At 53.7% G+C, this 16571-nt stretch carries 14 protein-coding genes; 2 read left to right on the forward strand and 12 right to left on the reverse strand.

Translation table 11 applies throughout. The features are described from left to right. Positions 1-98 precede the first annotated feature (98 nt). A complete protein-coding gene (gene argB, locus ACLBXN_RS13750) occupies positions 99-998 on the reverse strand; it encodes an acetylglutamate kinase (RefSeq protein ID WP_343677198.1) in 900 nt (299 codons plus the stop codon). Positions 999-1146: 148 nt separating this feature from the next. Here argB and ACLBXN_RS13755 point away from each other — a divergent pair, with 148 nt between their 5' ends. Continuing rightward, on the forward strand, positions 1147-2256 hold the full coding sequence (locus ACLBXN_RS13755) for an MraY family glycosyltransferase (protein ID WP_447612476.1): 1110 nt from the start codon (positions 1147-1149) through the stop codon (positions 2254-2256). Here ACLBXN_RS13755 and ACLBXN_RS13760 read toward each other — a convergent pair. The 11 genes from ACLBXN_RS13760 to glyQ form a co-directional block, all read right to left on the reverse strand. After that, entirely contained in the window at positions 2242-2712 is a 471-nt protein-coding gene (locus tag ACLBXN_RS13760; protein ID WP_447612477.1) for a WbuC family cupin fold metalloprotein, read from the reverse strand. The two genes, ACLBXN_RS13755 and ACLBXN_RS13760, sit on opposite strands and share 15 nt — an antisense overlap. A gap of 32 nt (positions 2713-2744) precedes the next feature. After that, positions 2745-3935 carry a glycosyltransferase family 4 protein gene (locus ACLBXN_RS13765; RefSeq protein WP_447612478.1) on the reverse strand — a complete coding sequence of 397 codons (1191 nt, stop codon included), beginning with the start codon at positions 3933-3935 and terminating at the stop codon, positions 2745-2747. A gap of 15 nt (positions 3936-3950) precedes the next feature. Beyond that, entirely contained in the window at positions 3951-5081 is a 1131-nt protein-coding gene (gene wecB, locus ACLBXN_RS13770; protein WP_447612479.1) for a non-hydrolyzing UDP-N-acetylglucosamine 2-epimerase, read from the reverse strand. Between the two features lie 60 nt (positions 5082-5141). After that, complete coding sequence (wbjC, locus tag ACLBXN_RS13775) at positions 5142-6272, reverse strand: UDP-2-acetamido-2,6-beta-L-arabino-hexul-4-ose reductase (protein ID WP_447612480.1); 1131 nt, start codon at positions 6270-6272, stop codon at positions 5142-5144. 3 nt (positions 6273-6275) lie between these two features. Then, positions 6276-7322 (reverse strand): polysaccharide biosynthesis protein, encoded by a 1047-nt coding sequence (locus ACLBXN_RS13780; RefSeq protein WP_447612494.1) that lies wholly within the window; start codon positions 7320-7322, stop codon positions 6276-6278. A 29-nt stretch (positions 7323-7351) separates the two neighbouring features. Beyond that, on the reverse strand, positions 7352-8083 hold the full coding sequence (locus tag ACLBXN_RS13785) for a glycosyltransferase family 2 protein (RefSeq protein ID WP_447612481.1): 732 nt from the start codon (positions 8081-8083) through the stop codon (positions 7352-7354). Beyond that, entirely contained in the window at positions 8080-9342 is a 1263-nt protein-coding gene (locus ACLBXN_RS13790) for a hypothetical protein (protein WP_447612482.1), read from the reverse strand. The genes ACLBXN_RS13785 and ACLBXN_RS13790 overlap by 4 nt, the downstream gene beginning before the upstream one ends. A gap of 19 nt (positions 9343-9361) precedes the next feature. After that, positions 9362-10180 carry a glycosyltransferase family 2 protein gene (locus tag ACLBXN_RS13795; RefSeq protein WP_447612483.1) on the reverse strand — a complete coding sequence of 273 codons (819 nt, stop codon included), beginning with the start codon at positions 10178-10180 and terminating at the stop codon, positions 9362-9364. Positions 10181-10235: 55 nt separating this feature from the next. Next, positions 10236-11531 (reverse strand): flippase, encoded by a 1296-nt coding sequence (locus ACLBXN_RS13800; protein WP_279873223.1) that lies wholly within the window; start codon positions 11529-11531, stop codon positions 10236-10238. Between the two features lie 568 nt (positions 11532-12099). Then, a complete protein-coding gene (gene glyS / locus ACLBXN_RS13805; protein ID WP_447612484.1) occupies positions 12100-14214 on the reverse strand; it encodes a glycine--tRNA ligase subunit beta in 2115 nt (704 codons plus the stop codon). Positions 14215-14300: 86 nt separating this feature from the next. Further along, positions 14301-15239 (reverse strand): glycine--tRNA ligase subunit alpha, encoded by a 939-nt coding sequence (gene glyQ, locus ACLBXN_RS13810; protein WP_003068041.1) that lies wholly within the window; start codon positions 15237-15239, stop codon positions 14301-14303. Between the two features lie 391 nt (positions 15240-15630). Here glyQ and ACLBXN_RS13815 point away from each other — a divergent pair. Next, positions 15631-16571 (forward strand): SPFH domain-containing protein (locus ACLBXN_RS13815; RefSeq protein WP_447612485.1); only part of this gene is annotated, 941 nt, incomplete at its 3' end.

Genomic DNA, 16571 nt, shown 5'->3' on the forward strand with positions numbered 1-16571 from the left:
AGCACGGCTCCGCCCGGGAAAGCCCTGCGGCGATGTTAACGCCATATGTGAAAAGTCACTCGAGAAGAGCAACCACATGTCAGGGCCAGACAGGCTCATCAATGACTGCGGATCATCGTGCCATACGCTTGGTCCGTCAAAATTTCCAGCAGCATAGAGTGCGGCACGCGTCCATCGATGATGTGCACCGCATTCACACCAGCCTTGGCAGCGTCCAGGGCGCCGGCAATCTTGGGTAACATTCCGCCGGAAATCGTGCCGTCGGCAAACAGGCCATCGATCTCGCGCGCCGTCAGATCCGTCAGCAGATTGCCGGCCTTGTCCAGCACACCCGGAGTGTTGGTTAAAAGCACCAGCTTTTCAGCTTGCAACACTGTTGCGAGTTTGCTTGCAACCACGTCGGCGTTGATGTTGTAACTTTCGTTCTCTTCACCAAAACCGATAGGGCTGATCACCGGAATGAACGCATCGTCCTGCAGCGCTTTCACCACGCTGGGGTCGATGGCAACGATATCTCCCACCTGACCCACATCGTGCTCAATGCTCGGATCCTTGTTGTCCAGCATCTTGAGCTTCTTGGCGCGAATCAAGCCGCCATCACGCCCCGTCAGGCCCACGGCCTTGCCACCCGCCTGATGGATCAGACCCACGATGTCCTGCTGAACCTCCCCGGCCAGCACCCACTCCACCACTTCCATGGTTTCTTCATCCGTGACACGCATGCCCTGAATGAATTCGCCCTTCTTGCCAAGACGGCCCAGCGCCGCCTCGATCTGAGGTCCACCACCATGAACCACCACAGGGTTAATCCCAACCAACTTGAGCAACACCACATCTTCCGCAAAGTCGGCCTGCAAGGCAGGATCGGTCATGGCATTGCCGCCATACTTGATGACCATGGTCTTACCATGGAACTTGCGGATATAGGGCAGCGCTTGCGCCAGGATTTCAGCTTTATCGCGGGGTGCGATCTGGGTGGTGGAGTCAATGGTGGTCATAGATCAAGGCTCTGTCCCGTGGGACAATGTTCAAGTCAGATGGGCTGCATTGTGCCGCAAATGCTCTTGGAGACGAGCAAGATGCCAACTTCCCCGAGTCAGCTACCATCGATATAAAACATAAAACGACTCCACATCCACTCACTCCATGAATTCGATAATTCTCTCTGTTCAAGAGTTATTCAGGTATGACGCGTTTCTTGCAGGTTTGGCTTCGTTTATCACCTGCGTGTTGCTGGTTACCACCCAAAAATGGCATGGGAGCTTTTCCATGGACTCCAGTAGCGGGGTACAGAAAGTTCACACCACCCCGACTCCACGAATTGGTGGCATCGGTATTGCCATAGGCGTCTTTGCAGGTTTCGCGGCCTCGAGCCATGATGCAGCTGCCGCAGAGAAGCGAATGATTCTTAGTGCCATCCTCATGGCAGGGATACCCGCTTTCATTTTTGGCCTTTTGGAAGATTTGACAAAAAAGGTATCGGTAAAAATCCGTCTCCTAGCCACCATGGCCTCTGGCGTTCTAGGCTGGGGAATTACAGGAACATCGCTCACCCACGTCGATATTCCTGGCCTTGATTTCTTACTGGGCTTTACCATCATCTCCGTGATATTTACTGCCATCGCTGTTGGCGGGGTTGCCAACTCTATCAACATCATTGATGGCCTGAACGGTCTTACAGCGGGCACCGCAATGATTATTCTTGCCGCCTTCGGTATCATCGCAAGGCTGGTGGGGGATATCCCTCTTGCCTTTACCTGCTTGATTATTGCGGGTGCTGTTGCAGGTTTCTTTTTTGTCAACTGGCCAAAGGGAAAGATATTTTTGGGAGACGGAGGCGCGTATTTTCTTGGGTTTACACTGGCATGGATTGCCGTGCTTCTTCCAGAGCGCAATCATTCTGTTTCCCCGTGGACCAGCCTGCTGGTTTGCTCCTATCCTATTATTGAAGTAGGCTTTAGCATTTTGCGGAGATCTCTCCGAGAAGGCTATAGTCCAACTGAGCCGGACTTCTTTCACCTGCACTCTTTGGCCAACAAACGCTGGGCACGAAAAATATTCTCCAATTTTTCAAAGCCTATGCAAAACGGGTTAACCGCCCCTTTTCTCTGGATCTATGCAGCAATCCCCTGCACATTGGCAGTCCTGACCTATCAGAGCAAACTATTGACTGCTGCGTCTTTCATACTCAGCTCTTTATGCTATTTGATGTTCTATCGAAAGCTGGCATTCTTCAGATGGCTACCCAAGAAGTGACACATGCTTCTTCAAGGCCTCCAGGTAAACCTGACCTTCTTGAGTCATTTCCTCGGGAGCCCAGGAGGCGAAATACTTAGGAGCTTCCGGATCGAAGGGCCCCCCCTTCATCTCAAGCAATATAGAGCCGCTTTCAAGTGAAATGACTGTGTGCCATTGCCCCGGCTGAACCTCGACTCCCACGGCCACGCCCTGCTCCTCTGCGTGATTTCCTGCGCCGAATAGTTGAACAGCCTGCACGTCCCCTTTGCTTCCAAAAACCATGAAAGCCAGCAAACCCTTGATGGCAATCAACGTTTCTGCCCCCTGGTAGGGGCCGTGGCAGTGAGGCCTTAGATAGCTATCGGGCTCAATCGCATTGAAAAACCGCTGGCATGCCTCTTGGTAGTCAGCATGCAGGTTCTTGTGCTTTCGCCTTCTGGGATTGGATTTAGCCTCATCTATCAATGAGCCCATCGAATCCCTAGAGAAAACTCGTACCGACATTATTATCTTTCTAGCTCCTGAACGATTTGTCTCACAGCTTGCGAAGGCGAAAACATCTTTTCATATACAGCTCTGCATCTTTTCTGAAAATCGGCATCCGTCTCGACAGAATTGATCAAAGCATTAGCCTTTCGTTCGAGATCCAGGATGTCAGCGCTCTCGCAAGCCACACCAACACCTTCGCTCCTTATGAGCTCCGCAAGATCATTGCCAGGGTTTATGTTTGCCAGAACGGGAATGCCGCTTTGCATATAAGAAAGAAATTTCCCGGGAATGTTATGGGATCTATGTCTCTGATCCAAAGAAACAATACCTACGAAGCATTGCTCATAAAGTGCAGGAATCTCATCAGGATGAATCTCATCTTTGAACTCCATGTTATCCAATGACCTTCTGCGAGCTTCCTCAGCCAGTCTTTTGGCCTCGCTACCACGACCAACAAACAAAAATCCAATATCGCGTCGATCTTTAAGCTTTTCTGCGAGATCTACCAGGATATCCATGCCCTGAGCGACGCCCATATTTCCCGCATACACAAATATCTTTCGCCCGACCAGATTCGTCCCATTTATCGATATCGAGCAACTACCTGGCTTCGTATCCGCAAGCCAGTTCTGAAGCACCACCAATTTCTTTCCCTTGCTCTTCTTCCAATCCTCAAAATACGAGAGATTCCCAAGAGTTTGAACGCCGATGATATCGGCCACAGAATATTGATAGCGGGCCACTGCACTAAAGAAGCGGTAAACAAGCCCCCTTCCCATCAAGCCCATATCAACAGCCCACTCAGGGAAAATATCTCTTATTATCAGATAACCTTTGCAATTACTGGCTTTCTTCAATTCATTGACAAAAGGCGCATGAAATATGGAAGGGGCATACCAAGCAACGCCATCCCATTTTTCGTGACGCAAAGGGGACTTTTTATAGCCCCTTTTCATAAAAAATGGCATCAGGAATTCCGACAAGGTTCTTCTCGCGTAATTGACGTCCTTGGTTTTTGGGGACTTCAGCCTCAAGACCTGGAAACCTTCCATCTTCTCAAGAAGAAAGTCCTCCTTGATCTCCCATGATGGAAGAATTACCGTCAATTGATGGCCTTGAGCAACAAACTCACGCGATAAGTCCCTTAGCTGCACTGCCCCGGAATTCCGCAAGGGAGGAAAGGTGTCAGCGATCAAGGCTATTTTCATTCTTCACAACCAGTCTCAATATTTCTTCCACACAACCCGATTCACATAATCGGTGTAGCTGTGAATGATACGGACTACCTTGTCACTCACATTCGGCATGCTGTAGTCAGACACTTGGCGCAACAGCCGTTCGTCGCCCCGAGGCTGCTTCTGCAAAATCGCCAGCCCCTGCAGCACCCGCTGCTCTTCCAGGCCAACCATCATCACAGCCGCTTCCTCCATGCCTTCCGGGCGCTCATGTGCTTCACGCAGGTTCAAAGCTGGAAAGTTCAAAATGGACGATTCCTCGTTGATAGTGCCGCTATCGGAAAGCACCGCCCGCGCGGACAACTGCAGCTTGTTGTAATCGGTAAATCCCAACGGCTTAAGCAATTGCACCAGAGGATGAAACTGCGCCCCCATGGCTTCCACCCTCTTTTGCGTACGTGGATGGGTCGAAACAATAACGGGCAAGCCATAGACTTCGGCTACCTTGTTGAGCACCTGCACCAGCTTGCCGAAATTACGGTCGGATTCAATGTTTTCCTCGCGGTGCGCACTGACCACAAAGAAGTCTGCTGGCTGCAGTCGCAGCCGCTGCAACACATCTGAGGCATCGATACGCTCGCGGTAATGCGTCAGCACCTCGAACATCGGGCTGCCGGTCTTGATGATCTGATCGGGCGGCAGGCCCTCCCGCAGCAGATACTCACGCGCGATGCTGCTGTAAGTGAGATTGATATCGGCCGTGTGATCCACGATGCGGCGATTAGTCTCCTCGGGAACACGCTGGTCAAAGCAGCGGTTACCCGCCTCCATATGGAAGATCGGGATCTTACGTCGCTTGGCCGGGATTACCGACAAGCAGCTGTTGGTATCACCCAGCACCAGCAGCGCCTCTGGCTGCTCGGCTATCAACACCGCATCCATGGCAGCAATGATCTTGCCTATGGTCTCAGCGGCGCTGCTGCCGGCGGCGTTCAGGAAGTGATCCGGCTTGCGAATGCCCAAATCGTCAAAGAAGATCTGGTTCAGCTCGTAGTCGTAGTTTTGACCCGTGTGCACCACAACATGCTCGCAATTCTCGTCCAGGCGAGCCAATACACGGGAAAGACGAATGATTTCAGGCCTGGTACCGACCACGGTCATGACTTTGAGTTTTTTCATTTGGGATCTGCAAGGAAAGTGATCTGACGCCCGGGCTCACCGGGCACTCAGCGAAGCTGGTTACAGCAGGCAGGCAAAGGTATCCGGCCGAGCGCGGTTGAATACCTCGTTTGCCCAGAGCATGACGATCATCTCGTCAGCGCCAATATTGGTTATGTCGTGAGTCCAGCCTGGCACCGTCTCCACGATCTCGGCCTTGTCACCGCTGGTGACAAGCTCATGAGTCTGGCCTGTCTGCATATGGCGGAACTTGAAACGCGCCTGCCCTTTGATCACCAGGAATTTTTCGGTCTTCGTATGGTGGTAATGGCCGCCCCGTGTAATGCCCGGGTGTGCGGTAAAAAAGGAGAACTGGCCACAATCTGGTGTCTTGAGCATCTCCACGAACACGCCTCGCGGGTCCCCATGCTGGGGCACGGCATAGGTGAAAGCCTCCACAGGCAAATAACTCACGTACGTGGCATACAACGCCCGCACCAAGCCAGTCCCCACACGCTCGGTCATCAGCGTGCCACGGCTGTCCTTGAAGGCCTGAATCTGGCTGGCAAGCTGACCCACGGTCGTCGTGTATTGCGGAGCCACTGCGGCAAAACCATCGGCATCGACCACGGCATCCGCTCCGTCCATGAGCTGCATGAAGCGCTCAACAACATCGTCCACGTAGACCAGGGTCAGTGGCGCCTGAGGATCATTTACCTTAATGGGCAAATCGCGCGCTATGTTGTGGCAGAACGTAGCCACGGCCGAGTTGTAGTTCGGTTTGCACCACTTGCCAAAGACATTGGGCAAACGGAACACATGCACAGGCACGCCCGACGTACGTTGCAAGGCAAACAGCGCATCTTCGGCAGAGCGCTTGCTCTGCCCATAGGGGTTGTCACGCGCCGCCTGGGTAGACGAGGCGCATACCACAGGAATCTTTCGCCCCGTATCCACAGCCACTGCCCCCACCGCCTGGCACAAGGCCTGTGTCAGTTCGGCATTGCCAACGGTGAACTCCTGCGGGTCTTGCGGTCGATTGACACCAGCCAGGTGAAAAACGAAATCCACCTCCTCCAGCAAACCGGGCAGTTGAGCCACATCGCTCTCACGCGTAAAGCTCAGTACCTGCACATCCTTGCGCTCGGCCAGATGCAGTTGCAGGTTTTTGCCAACAAAACCGTTGGCGCCGGTGATCAAGACCTTTTTCATGCTTCAGTGCTCCTCAACGTCAACCAGTTCGCCCTTGGCAATACGTTGCATCCCCTCAAGCTTGAGCAGCAGCTTTTGCATGCCATCCACATCCAGGCGCTGGGTGTTATGAGAGTTGTAATCTTCACCATGGGCAGTCTGGGTCAAGCGCTGCTGTCCCTGATCCACATATTTCCCATAGTTCAAATCTCGGCTGTCAGCCGGTACACGGAAATAATCACCCATATCTTCTGCGCAGGCCATTTCCTCGCGACTGAGCAAGGCTTCATACAGTTTTTCACCATGGCGTGTGCCAATCACATTCACCGTGTGATCAGGCTTACCCATCAAGCCCGTCACAGCATGAGCAAGAGTCTCAATCGTGGCAGCTGGCGCTTTTTGCACAAAGATGTCGCCGTTATTGCCGTGCTCAAAGGCATACAGCACCAGATCCACTGCATCTGCAAGTGTCATCATGAAGCGCGTCATGGCGGGGTCCGTGATCGTGATGGCTTGCCCTGCCATCACCTGCTGAACAAACAGCGGGATCACCGATCCACGCGATGCCATCACGTTGCCGTAACGCGTTCCACAGATCACAGTGCCCGAGCCCTCGAGATTCCGACTAGTGGCCACCATCACCTTTTCCATCATTGCCTTGCTGATCCCCATGGCATTGATGGGATAGACGGCCTTGTCCGTGCTGAGGCAGACCACGCGCTTGACACCGGCCTGAATGGCCGCCTCCAGCACATTCTCGGTCCCAAGTACATTGGTGCGCACCGCCTGCATGGGATGGAACTCGCAAGACGGCACCTGCTTCAGCGCCGCAGCATGGAATACATAGTCCACTCCGCGCATGACCTGCTCCACACTACGTGCATCGCGCACATCTCCGATATAGAACTTGAGCTTGGCGCTGTTGTAGCGCTTGCGCATGTCGTCCTGCTTCTTCTCGTCCCGACTGAATATGCGAATTTCGCTGATATCTGAATCAATGAAGCCGCGCAGCACCGCGTTACCAAAAGATCCCGTCCCCCCCGTAATAAGAAGAATCTTGTTATTGAAAATGCTATTTTTCTTCATCTGTAATTTCTCTTTCATTTCGTGAAACCAAAAAAGAGCGGCATCCTTAATACAAGTGCTCTAGCAAAAACAAGCCTGGATTTCAGTATCACCGTCAACGCCCGGCGCTTACGCGCCGTCACATTGCTGTCATGCACCCTGTGCTTCAGGGTTGCAACGGGGAGGTTGACGACGCCCCCTAACATACTCGCCACAAGGGCAAACCAAATATCATGAGACTCGACTCCCCTAGGAATGGGCATGAAGTATCTCAAGGCTTCTCGCCTCAGCAAAAACGTGCAACCGAAGTAGGGAGATCTTCCGGCAAATATGGAAGCGACCTGTAACCATCTGAACGGCTTCACCCTTCCCAATTTCCTGAACTGCCCCACTTCCTGATCCTGTGCATCTATCAGATCGAAGTTGCTGGCCACCAAAAAAGCCTCTGGAGCGGCATTCATGGAATCAATCATCAGGCGCACACGGTCGGGAGTCCAGACATCGTCCTGGTCCGAAAGAAAGATGTAATCGCCCTCGGCAAGTGATATCGCCCGTTCAAAGTTACGGACGTGCCCCAACTGGTCTGGATTCCTATGAATCTTGATTCTTGCATCGTGATAGTCGACAAGAATAGACAATGTCTGATCCCTGGATCCATCGTCACACACCACCAACTCGTCCTCCGGCCCCAGTTGCTCCAGAATCGAATCCACTTGGGCTCGAATGAACCTAGCGCCATTATAGGTTGCCATGCATACGCTTATCATTTATGCGCCTTAACCAAGAATGAAAATTCGTACAAAACAAACAATACAAAAAATGTCCCAAAAAATCCAAATATATATGGATTATAAAAACAACTTATGATGAATGAAAAATATAAAGCGTAAACAGCCGATATCTTCTTTATGCTGCCACCACTCTCTCTGGACAATATATTTCGAAGAGTAGTTGCAAAAATACCACATGCAACCATAACTCCGACAAGGCCTATCTTCATAAATAACGCCAATATGCTCAGCTCATATGCATATGGAGCATCTTCTGCTCTCACAAACGAAGCACTGGCACCAAAACCAAGGCCAAAAACATAATTCTCCAAAAAGGCATTCATCAACGGATAAAGTTGAATGAATCGTATGTCATCGCTTCCCCCTCTTTCAAGGCCGAAAATTTGCAATATTTCCACATCAACCGTTGGAATAAGAAGAAAAATCAGCATAAATGGCAATGACAACAGCGTGAATATTGTCAACCAACTTTTCTTCATATACGCCATCAGCCAACGAAATATCGAAAACGACAATAACATCGCAATCGACCCCATCATAAAGCTACGCGTATTCGTTGCCCATAGTGCACCAACCAATAAAGCCGCAAAAAATATTTTTGACCGAAGACCACGCCCAAAGAAATCACCATCATCCGACAAGAGAAAATAAATGCCAATCAGTAACAGGAACGACGACCCGAAATACACACGGACTCCTCCTCCATCAAGGGGAGTAAAGAAAACATAGCGTGCATCATCCCCAGTACCGACATCAAGAACTACTGCAAATGCACTTTGCAGAAAGCCCAGAAAATCTGGACGAACAAGAAAAATTAAATAAAGAATCACATGCAGCAATGAAAATCCATACAAAAAAATCAACAAAATTCTTCTGATGTAATTCCATGCATTATTCCAACCAGAAAAATCCGTAGTCAGTAAAAAAACGCCCGATGCAATAAGCGGCATCGCATCAGAAATTGCATATGCGAAACTTTCCCCCCCCAATAACGGAATGAAGAAAACCCATGTAAATAAAAATAATACTGCTATTGTTATAGTCAAAACATCGATTTTTCCTCGCCCCGAAAAATCACAAAAATAGACAAAAAAAGATAGGCAAAAGAAAATTCCAAAAAAAATCTTCCTTGAGCTGATACCTAATCCTGGAATATTTATGCCGCTTCCAAGGAAAAGTATATCTAATGCAAACAAAAAAAAGAAAAAGCGCTGAATATTTTTCAGAAGAACCATCAGATTGCCTCTTTCTGTTTCATGGTCCCAACTTCCCGAGCATGCCATGTCCCAGTCCACGAAGGCATTGTCGCACTGATTTAACTGTAGACGCATCTGATATCAGTGATGACACCAATGTCACAGCCATCGCTCGCAACACATAAAGACGTTGAGCCAATGCGAGGTGTTCATGAAACAGGTGATAAGCAGCATTTCTCATCTGAAAATACCGTCTGAAAGGGCTGTATTTATTTGCAGAGATAATGCCTCTCTTCTCGATACTCTCCGATAACTCATGCGGCATTTTTGCCAGCGACGTCCCCAAAAGCACATAGCCCTTTCTTTCTGCACGCCAGCACCAATTGTTGTCTACATAATCGATAAAAAGATCATCAAGAAAGCGACCCAAGGCATCCCATTGGCTGACATCAATCATGCAGCCTGAGGTAATCAGATGTGAAACCGGCTTCGTGCCCTCTCCACTCCATTTTTCGGTCTTCAGGCCACTAAAACGGATAAACGGCATTACATGATCGTGGCCATTTCTGCAGTCGATCAGCTGCGGACCTATCGCAATGGCCCGCGAATCCTTTTTCTGATAAGCAAGCAACTCACGCTTGAGGGCGTCAATCATCTCGCTCGGAGGGCTGCTGTCTTGATCAAAGGAAACCACGAATCTGCAGCCCCCCTTAAAACCCTCGTCACACCCATGATTCAATGCAACTCCCAATCCCGCATTTCTTCCATGAGAAACAATTTCCACCTTGCTACAAACACTCCGTAGTTCTTCATGATTAACACCTCCATTATCGAAGATAATAATCTTTGAAACACTTTGGTTGATACTTCCAATCATTTTGACCAGCTTCTTATGGTCAGGGTGAAAGCATATGATTACTGCGATAGTATCGTTACTTATCATAATCCGAGCTCATCAAAATTCTTGCTTTGCTTTTCTCGATGATCAACAGGGCCACGAGATCAACCCCTGCTCTTGCAGCCCAAGCTACAGCAGCCCCAACTAGTCCAAACATCTTGAGACCGAAAAACAGGAGCGGAATATAGAACAGCAACTCCAGCACATGCAGAAGCGCTGTGCTACGAGCATCGCCGGAGGCCTGAATGCTTGCAAATGGTACGAATGCAATGCCATTGAGCATTACTCCTGCAGCCATGATGCACACGATAAGCCATGATTTCTCAGAAAAATCGGCTCCAAGCCAAAGAGTCAAACCCCATTGGGACAGCAATGCGATGGCTATGCAGACAGGCACCATGGCGGCAGTCACCCCCAAAAGACATCTCTTATAAAGCCGACGCGCCTGCGAAAAATCGGTCGCCATTACAAAGGCAAGCCGAGGAAAAAGAGCAGAAGTCAAGGCAGACGGTAATATCAATACGCGACTGAGCGCTTCGTAAGGCACGGTGTAATAAGCCACCATGCTGGCCCCCAAAACGGCAGAGATCACAAACCGGTCCGCCGTGACCATCAATGGACTGACGATGTTGGAAACTGTCATCCAGGCACCGAAAGACAAAAGACCTTTCAGATTGTGCTTCTCAAACTGCCCTGACACCCAATCGGCAGGCAGCCTTCGGTGCATCAGCCACAAATGGGCAACCAGTACCACCGCCCGCGCGGTCACTAAGCTGGCGACCATCCAGACCAGCGAAGTGCTGATCAACATCACGCTCAACGCAGGCAGCCCGAAATTAGCTGCACCGAGGCCAATGCGCAGCAGATTGACGACCTTAAAGTCCTCATAAGCTTCAAGAACCCCGCGCAGACCGGTCGTAATAGTGGTTAAAGGAATGCCAATGCTCGCAACCAGCAATGCCTGATAGGTGCTGGGTTGAAGTGTCACACTGACTTTGAGCCAATGAAAAGCCAGTTGGTCAGCCAGCAACGCAAGAACAAGTCCACCGATCACCCCGGCTGCCGCCGTGAACCACAAGCCTGTCTTCACCAAACCCGGCAGTTGCGCCAGAAGACCACTTGAGCGGACTGCCGCAACTTGCTGGGTCAGTGCACGACCCAGGCCGAAATCAAATAGACTGAAATAACCGATCAGAGCCCAGACAAGGGTGAGCACGCCGAATGCTTCTACGCCAGCCGTCCTGATCAGATAAGGGATGGTGAGCGCACCAAGCAACAAAGGCAACCCTGTGCCCGCCAGATTCCACAGCGTGTTGCGCTTCAAAGACATTCAGGCACTCATTTCTTTTCATGGGGATACAAAGTCGCTGACCGAGTTCCAGCAATACATGCCGACCAGCTCTTCTGGCAAGAGCATGGCCGAGCACGCCGGAAAGATTCAGCCGCGTGGATTTTGAACGCATTGTGTGCGGCCTACCTTCGTCCACCGGCATCTTCTCCATTAGGTCAAGCTCTGCAGCTTCTGGAACTGGCCACTTCGTCGAAATTTGCGACAAGCTCATTATTTGTGACGGACATGGCTCAAAAACAGTGCCACCATCAACCCCGTATCGCCAGTCATGAAAATCATAAGAATCCTACGTAGACATCTGACAAAACGATACAGCCTGAAGCACGTCACTCACACAATCACATGGCACGAAGGGCGAGCGGGACCACCGGTTGCCGAAAGCGTTCAATACACAATCACCGGTCAGCTACCATCTGCGGTTACATCGCTTCAGAAGGGACCTGCAAAAGCATTTTCAGGAACCGCAGGCATTCAAAGTAGCGCATCACGGTTGAATCACCTCCGATAGACCTACGCAGACCCTTGCCAAGCATAGGCCTAGCTCAGCTCATACAGCCAGCCTTGCCAGATCAGCCACTCGATTCATTGCGATGTGCAGGCTCGCCAACAACCCCAGTCGATTGGCCTTGAGAGCCGGCTCTTCAGCATTCACCATGACTTGCTCAAAGAATGCATCGACCGAGGCACGCAATGCTGCCAGGGTTTGCAGGCTGGCGGTGTAATCACCTGCTGCAAACTGTTGCTGAGCTTTAGGCGCCACCTGCTGCAGCACCGCATACAGGTCTTTTTCAGCCTGCTCCACCAACAGCGCTTCGTTCACCTGGGGCTGAACATCGGTTTCGGCCTTCTTCAGAATGTTACCCACGCGCTTGTTGGCCGCAGCCAGGGCCGGAGCTTCGGGCAGGGTCGCGAAGGCGCGCACGGCTTCCAGGCGCTTTTGCACGTCGGACAGGCGCTGGGGTTGCAGGGCCAGCACGGCTTCCACTTCCTGGGCGCTATAGCCTTGTTCGCGGAACATGTTGGCCAGACGGTCGTAGATGAATTCGACCAGTTGGGGCGTGGCGTCCTGGATCTTGTCGCCAAAGGCGGGCAAGGTGCTGACCAGCAGCGTTTCCAGATCCAGCTCCAGATCCTTTTCGACCAGCATGCGGATCACGCCCAGCGCATGGCGGCGAAGGGCGAAGGGATCGCGATCGCCGGTGGGCAGGTTGCCGATGCCGAACATGCCGACCAGGGTTTCGAGCTTGTCAGCCAGGGCCACGATCACGCCGACATCGCCGCGTGGCAGTTCGTCGCCGGCAAAGCGGGGCTTGTAGTGGTCTTCGATGGCGTCCGCCACAGCCACATCCAGGCCGTCGTTCTGGGCGTAGTAGCGGCCCATGATGCCTTGCAGCTCGGGGAACTCGCCCACCATGTCGGTGACCAGATCGGTCTTGGCCAGCATGGCGGCCTGATCGGCCAGACGGCCCAGCTCGGAGTTGCCCAGTTGCTGGGCAATGCTCTTGGCGATGGCGCGTACGCGGGCGATGCGCTCGCCCTGGGTGCCCAGCTTGTTGTGATAGACCACCTTGTCCAGCTGCTCGACGCGGCTGGCGAGGGTCTTCTTGCGGTCCTGGTCGAAGAAAAATTTGGCATCGGCCAGACGGGGGCGCACCACACGTTCGTTGCCGCCGACCACGGCCGAAGCGTCCTGGGGCTGGATGTTGCTGACGATCAGGAACTGATGCGTCAGCTTGCCGTTGGCGTCCAGCAGCGGGAAGTACTTCTGATTGGCCTTCATGGTCAGAATCAGGCATTCCTGGGGCACGGCCAGGAATTCCTTCTCGAATTCGCAGACCAGCACATTGGGGCGCTCGACCAGGGCCGTCACCTCGTCCAGCAGGGCCGGGTCGTCGATGGGGCGCACGTCGCCGCCAATGCGTTCGGCGGCGGCCTGCAGCTGGCGGGCGATATCGGCACGGCGCTCGGTGAAGCTGGCGATCACGGCGCCCTCTTCGCGCAGTTGCTCGGCATAGCTGTCGGCGTTCTGGATGACCACGGGGTCCACAGCGGCTTCAAAGCGGTGACCATGCGTGGCGGCACCGGCCGTCAGGCCCAGGGCCTTCACGCCAATCAGCACCTGGGTGCCATGCAGCACGACCAGGCCGTGGGCCGGGCGCACAAAGTGCACGCTGGTCCAGCCGTCCTGCAACTGGTAGCGCATGACCTTGGGGATGGGCAGCTTGGCCAGCGCTTCGTCCAGCGCCTTTTGCACGCCATCGGTCAGCAGCACGCCCTTGGCCGTGGATTCGTAGAACAGGGCTTCGGCCTTGCCTTCGCCCTGGCGCTTCAGAGCAGCCACGGCGGACTCGTCGGCACCCAGGGCCGCCAGCTTTTTCAGCAGTGCAGCCGTGGGCTTGCCCTCGGCATCCAGCGCCACGGAGACAGGCATCAGCTTTTGCGAGACCGCCTTGTCTTCGGCCTGGGGCAGCACTTCGGTGATGTGCACGGCCAGACGGCGGGGCGACGCGTAGGCCGTCAGGCGCGACTCGGTCGATGCCAGCAGTCCCTGGGCCTTGAGCTGCTCGAAGATGACAGCGGCAAAAGCATCGCCGAGCTTTTGCAGCGCCTTGGGAGGCAGCTCTTCGACAAACAGTTCAACCAGTAGATTCGATGCGTTCATGATGATCTTGATAGCTGCCAGCGCTTGCTAGATCCAGGCTGGCCGCTGAAATTTGGGATATGGGTCGGAATGAAGCCTGAAGCCGCTTATGCGGCTTTCTTGGCTGCCTGCTCTGCGGCCTTGGCCAGCTCGGCCAGCACCTCGTCGGCATGGGCCTTGGGCGCCATGGGGAAGCCCAGGCGCGCGCGGCTGTCCAGATAGCTCTTGCCCACGGCGCGGGCCAGGTTGCGGATACGGCCGATATAGGCAGCGCGCTCGGTCACCGAGATGGCGCCACGGGCGTCCAGCAGGTTGAACGTGTGGGCGGCCTTGAGCACCTGCTCATAGGCGGGCAGCGCCAGCTGGGCATCGATCAGCTGATTGGCCGTGCCTTCGTGGGCCGCAAAGGCGCTGAACAGGAACTCGGCATTCGAATGCTCGAAGTTGTAAGTGGACTGCTCCACCTCGTTCTGGTGGAACACGTCGCCATAGGACAGGCCGTCGGTATAGACCAGGTCGTACACCGATTCCTTGCCCTGCAGATACATGGCCAGACGTTCCAGACCGTAGGTAATTTCACCGGTGGCAGGCTTGCAGTCGATGCCGGCGACCTGCTGGAAATAGGTGAACTGGGTCACTTCCATGCCGTTGAGCCAGACTTCCCAGCCCAGGCCCCAGGCGCCCAGTGTGGGGTTTTCCCAGTCGTCCTCGACAAAGCGGATGTCGTTCTTCTTCAGATCGAAGCCCAGGGCTTCGAGCGAGCCCAGGTAGAGCTCGAGAATATTGTCGGGTGCGGGCTTGAGCACCACCTGGAACTGGTAGTAGTGCTGCAGGCGGTTGGGGTTCTCGCCGTAGCGACCGTCCTTGGGGCGACGGCTGGGCTGCACATAGGCGGCCTTCCAGGGCTCGGGGCCGATGGCGCGCAGAAAGGTCGCGGTGTGCGAAGTGCCGGCGCCGACTTCCATGTCATAGGGCTGGAGCAATGCACAGCCCTGTTCGGCCCAGTAGGACTGCAGTTTCAGAATGATTTGTTGGAAGGTCAGCATGACTTGTATACGTTCGCGCGTCTGCAATCACTGGCGATTGCGGGCGGCATCTTCATTAAGAGGTGTTCTGGGCGGTATCGACCGCATAAGCGGTAGATTCTAAGTCTGCGCCACTGATCACGGACGTAGTCTGTCTGCGCAGCCCCACAGCAGGCATTTTCACGAAAGGGCTCCAGTCGGTGATTTCAAAATGTGGAAAAGCAAAACGCTAGCGCTTACCGCCCGTGAACAGGCAAATACAGCATCAATCGATGCTGAAACTGTTGTATGACATGCGCTACGCGCTCACTTTTTAACAATTTCCGCGCAACTGCCATGCATCCCGGAACCGGCCGCTGCGGTTTGCCTCCTAGAATGATTCCTTTCCCGTCATCCTCTTTCGGAGCACGTCATGGATTTCATGAAAATCATCACCAAGCAACTGATCGAAATCATCGAATGGACCGATGATTCGCGCGACACGCTGTCGTATCGCTGGCCCGATGAAGACAAGGAAATCAAGAACGGCGCCCAGCTCATCGTGCGTGAGTCGCAGCAGGTGCAGTTCGTCTCCGAAGGCCAGTTCGCAGACCTGTTCAATCCGGGCCGCCATCTGCTGACCACGCAGAACATCCCGATCCTGGCCACGCTGCGCGGCTGGAAGTACGGCTTCAACTCTCCCTTCAAGTGCGATGTCTACTACATCAACACGCGCTTGTTCACGGGCAACAAATGGGGCACCTCCAACCCCATCATGATGCGCGACAAGGACTTTGGCGTGATCCGTCTGCGCGCCTTCGGCACCTATGACTTCCGCATCACCAACGCCGCCCTGTTCCTCAAGGAAGTGGCGGGCACGGACCAGAATTTCCGCATCGACGAGTTTGCCGACACCATGCGCTCGCGCATTGTCAGCATCTTCTCCGAAGCCCTGGCCAAGGCCCAGGTGCCGGCACTCGACGTGGCCCAGCGCTACAGCGAGTTGGGCGATGCACTGCTGCAGCTCATCAACCCGGCCGTCAGCGAGAAATACGGCCTGGAAATCACCAGCTTCCTGCTGGAAAACGTTTCCGTGCCGCCCGAGGTGGAGCAGGCCATCGACAAGCGCTCCAGCATGGGCGCCATCGGCAATCTCAACGACTATGTGAAGTACCAGATGGGCCAGGCCATGGCCAACGGCGGCGAAGGCGCTGCCGCAGCCACCATTCCGGCCACCATGGCCATGGGCTTCGGCATGGCCCAGGAAATGATGAAGGGCATGCAGGGCGGTGGTGCGGCAGGCACGCCTGCCGCTGCAGTGGCAGACCCCTTCTCGCCGGCGGCAGCCCAGGCCGCCCAGACGCCTGCAGCCCC

The organism is Comamonas sp. C24C (assembly GCF_053345995.1).

Bases quoted from the DNA above. Each gene is read 5' to 3' on its own strand.
- argB (WP_343677198.1), bottom strand. From the start codon at position 998: ATGACCACCATTGACTCCACCACCCAGATCGCACCCCGCGATAAAGCT.
- ACLBXN_RS13755 (WP_447612476.1), top strand. From the start codon at position 1,147: ATGAATTCGATAATTCTCTCTGTTCAAGAGTTATTCAGGTATGACGCG.
- ACLBXN_RS13760 (WP_447612477.1), bottom strand. From the start codon at position 2,712: ATGGGCTCATTGATAGATGAGGCTAAATCCAATCCCAGAAGGCGAAAG.
- ACLBXN_RS13765 (WP_447612478.1), bottom strand. From the start codon at position 3,935: ATGAAAATAGCCTTGATCGCTGACACCTTTCCTCCCTTGCGGAATTCC.
- wecB (WP_447612479.1), bottom strand. From the start codon at position 5,081: ATGAAAAAACTCAAAGTCATGACCGTGGTCGGTACCAGGCCTGAAATC.
- wbjC (WP_447612480.1), bottom strand. From the start codon at position 6,272: ATGAAAAAGGTCTTGATCACCGGCGCCAACGGTTTTGTTGGCAAAAAC.
- ACLBXN_RS13785 (WP_447612481.1), bottom strand. From the start codon at position 8,083: ATGATAAGCGTATGCATGGCAACCTATAATGGCGCTAGGTTCATTCGA.
- ACLBXN_RS13790 (WP_447612482.1), bottom strand. From the start codon at position 9,342: ATGGTTCTTCTGAAAAATATTCAGCGCTTTTTCTTTTTTTTGTTTGCA.
- ACLBXN_RS13795 (WP_447612483.1), bottom strand. From the start codon at position 10,180: ATGATTGGAAGTATCAACCAAAGTGTTTCAAAGATTATTATCTTCGAT.
- ACLBXN_RS13800 (WP_279873223.1), bottom strand. From the start codon at position 11,531: ATGTCTTTGAAGCGCAACACGCTGTGGAATCTGGCGGGCACAGGGTTG.
- glyS (WP_447612484.1), bottom strand. From the start codon at position 14,214: ATGAACGCATCGAATCTACTGGTTGAACTGTTTGTCGAAGAGCTGCCT.
- glyQ (WP_003068041.1), bottom strand. From the start codon at position 15,239: ATGCTGACCTTCCAACAAATCATTCTGAAACTGCAGTCCTACTGGGCC.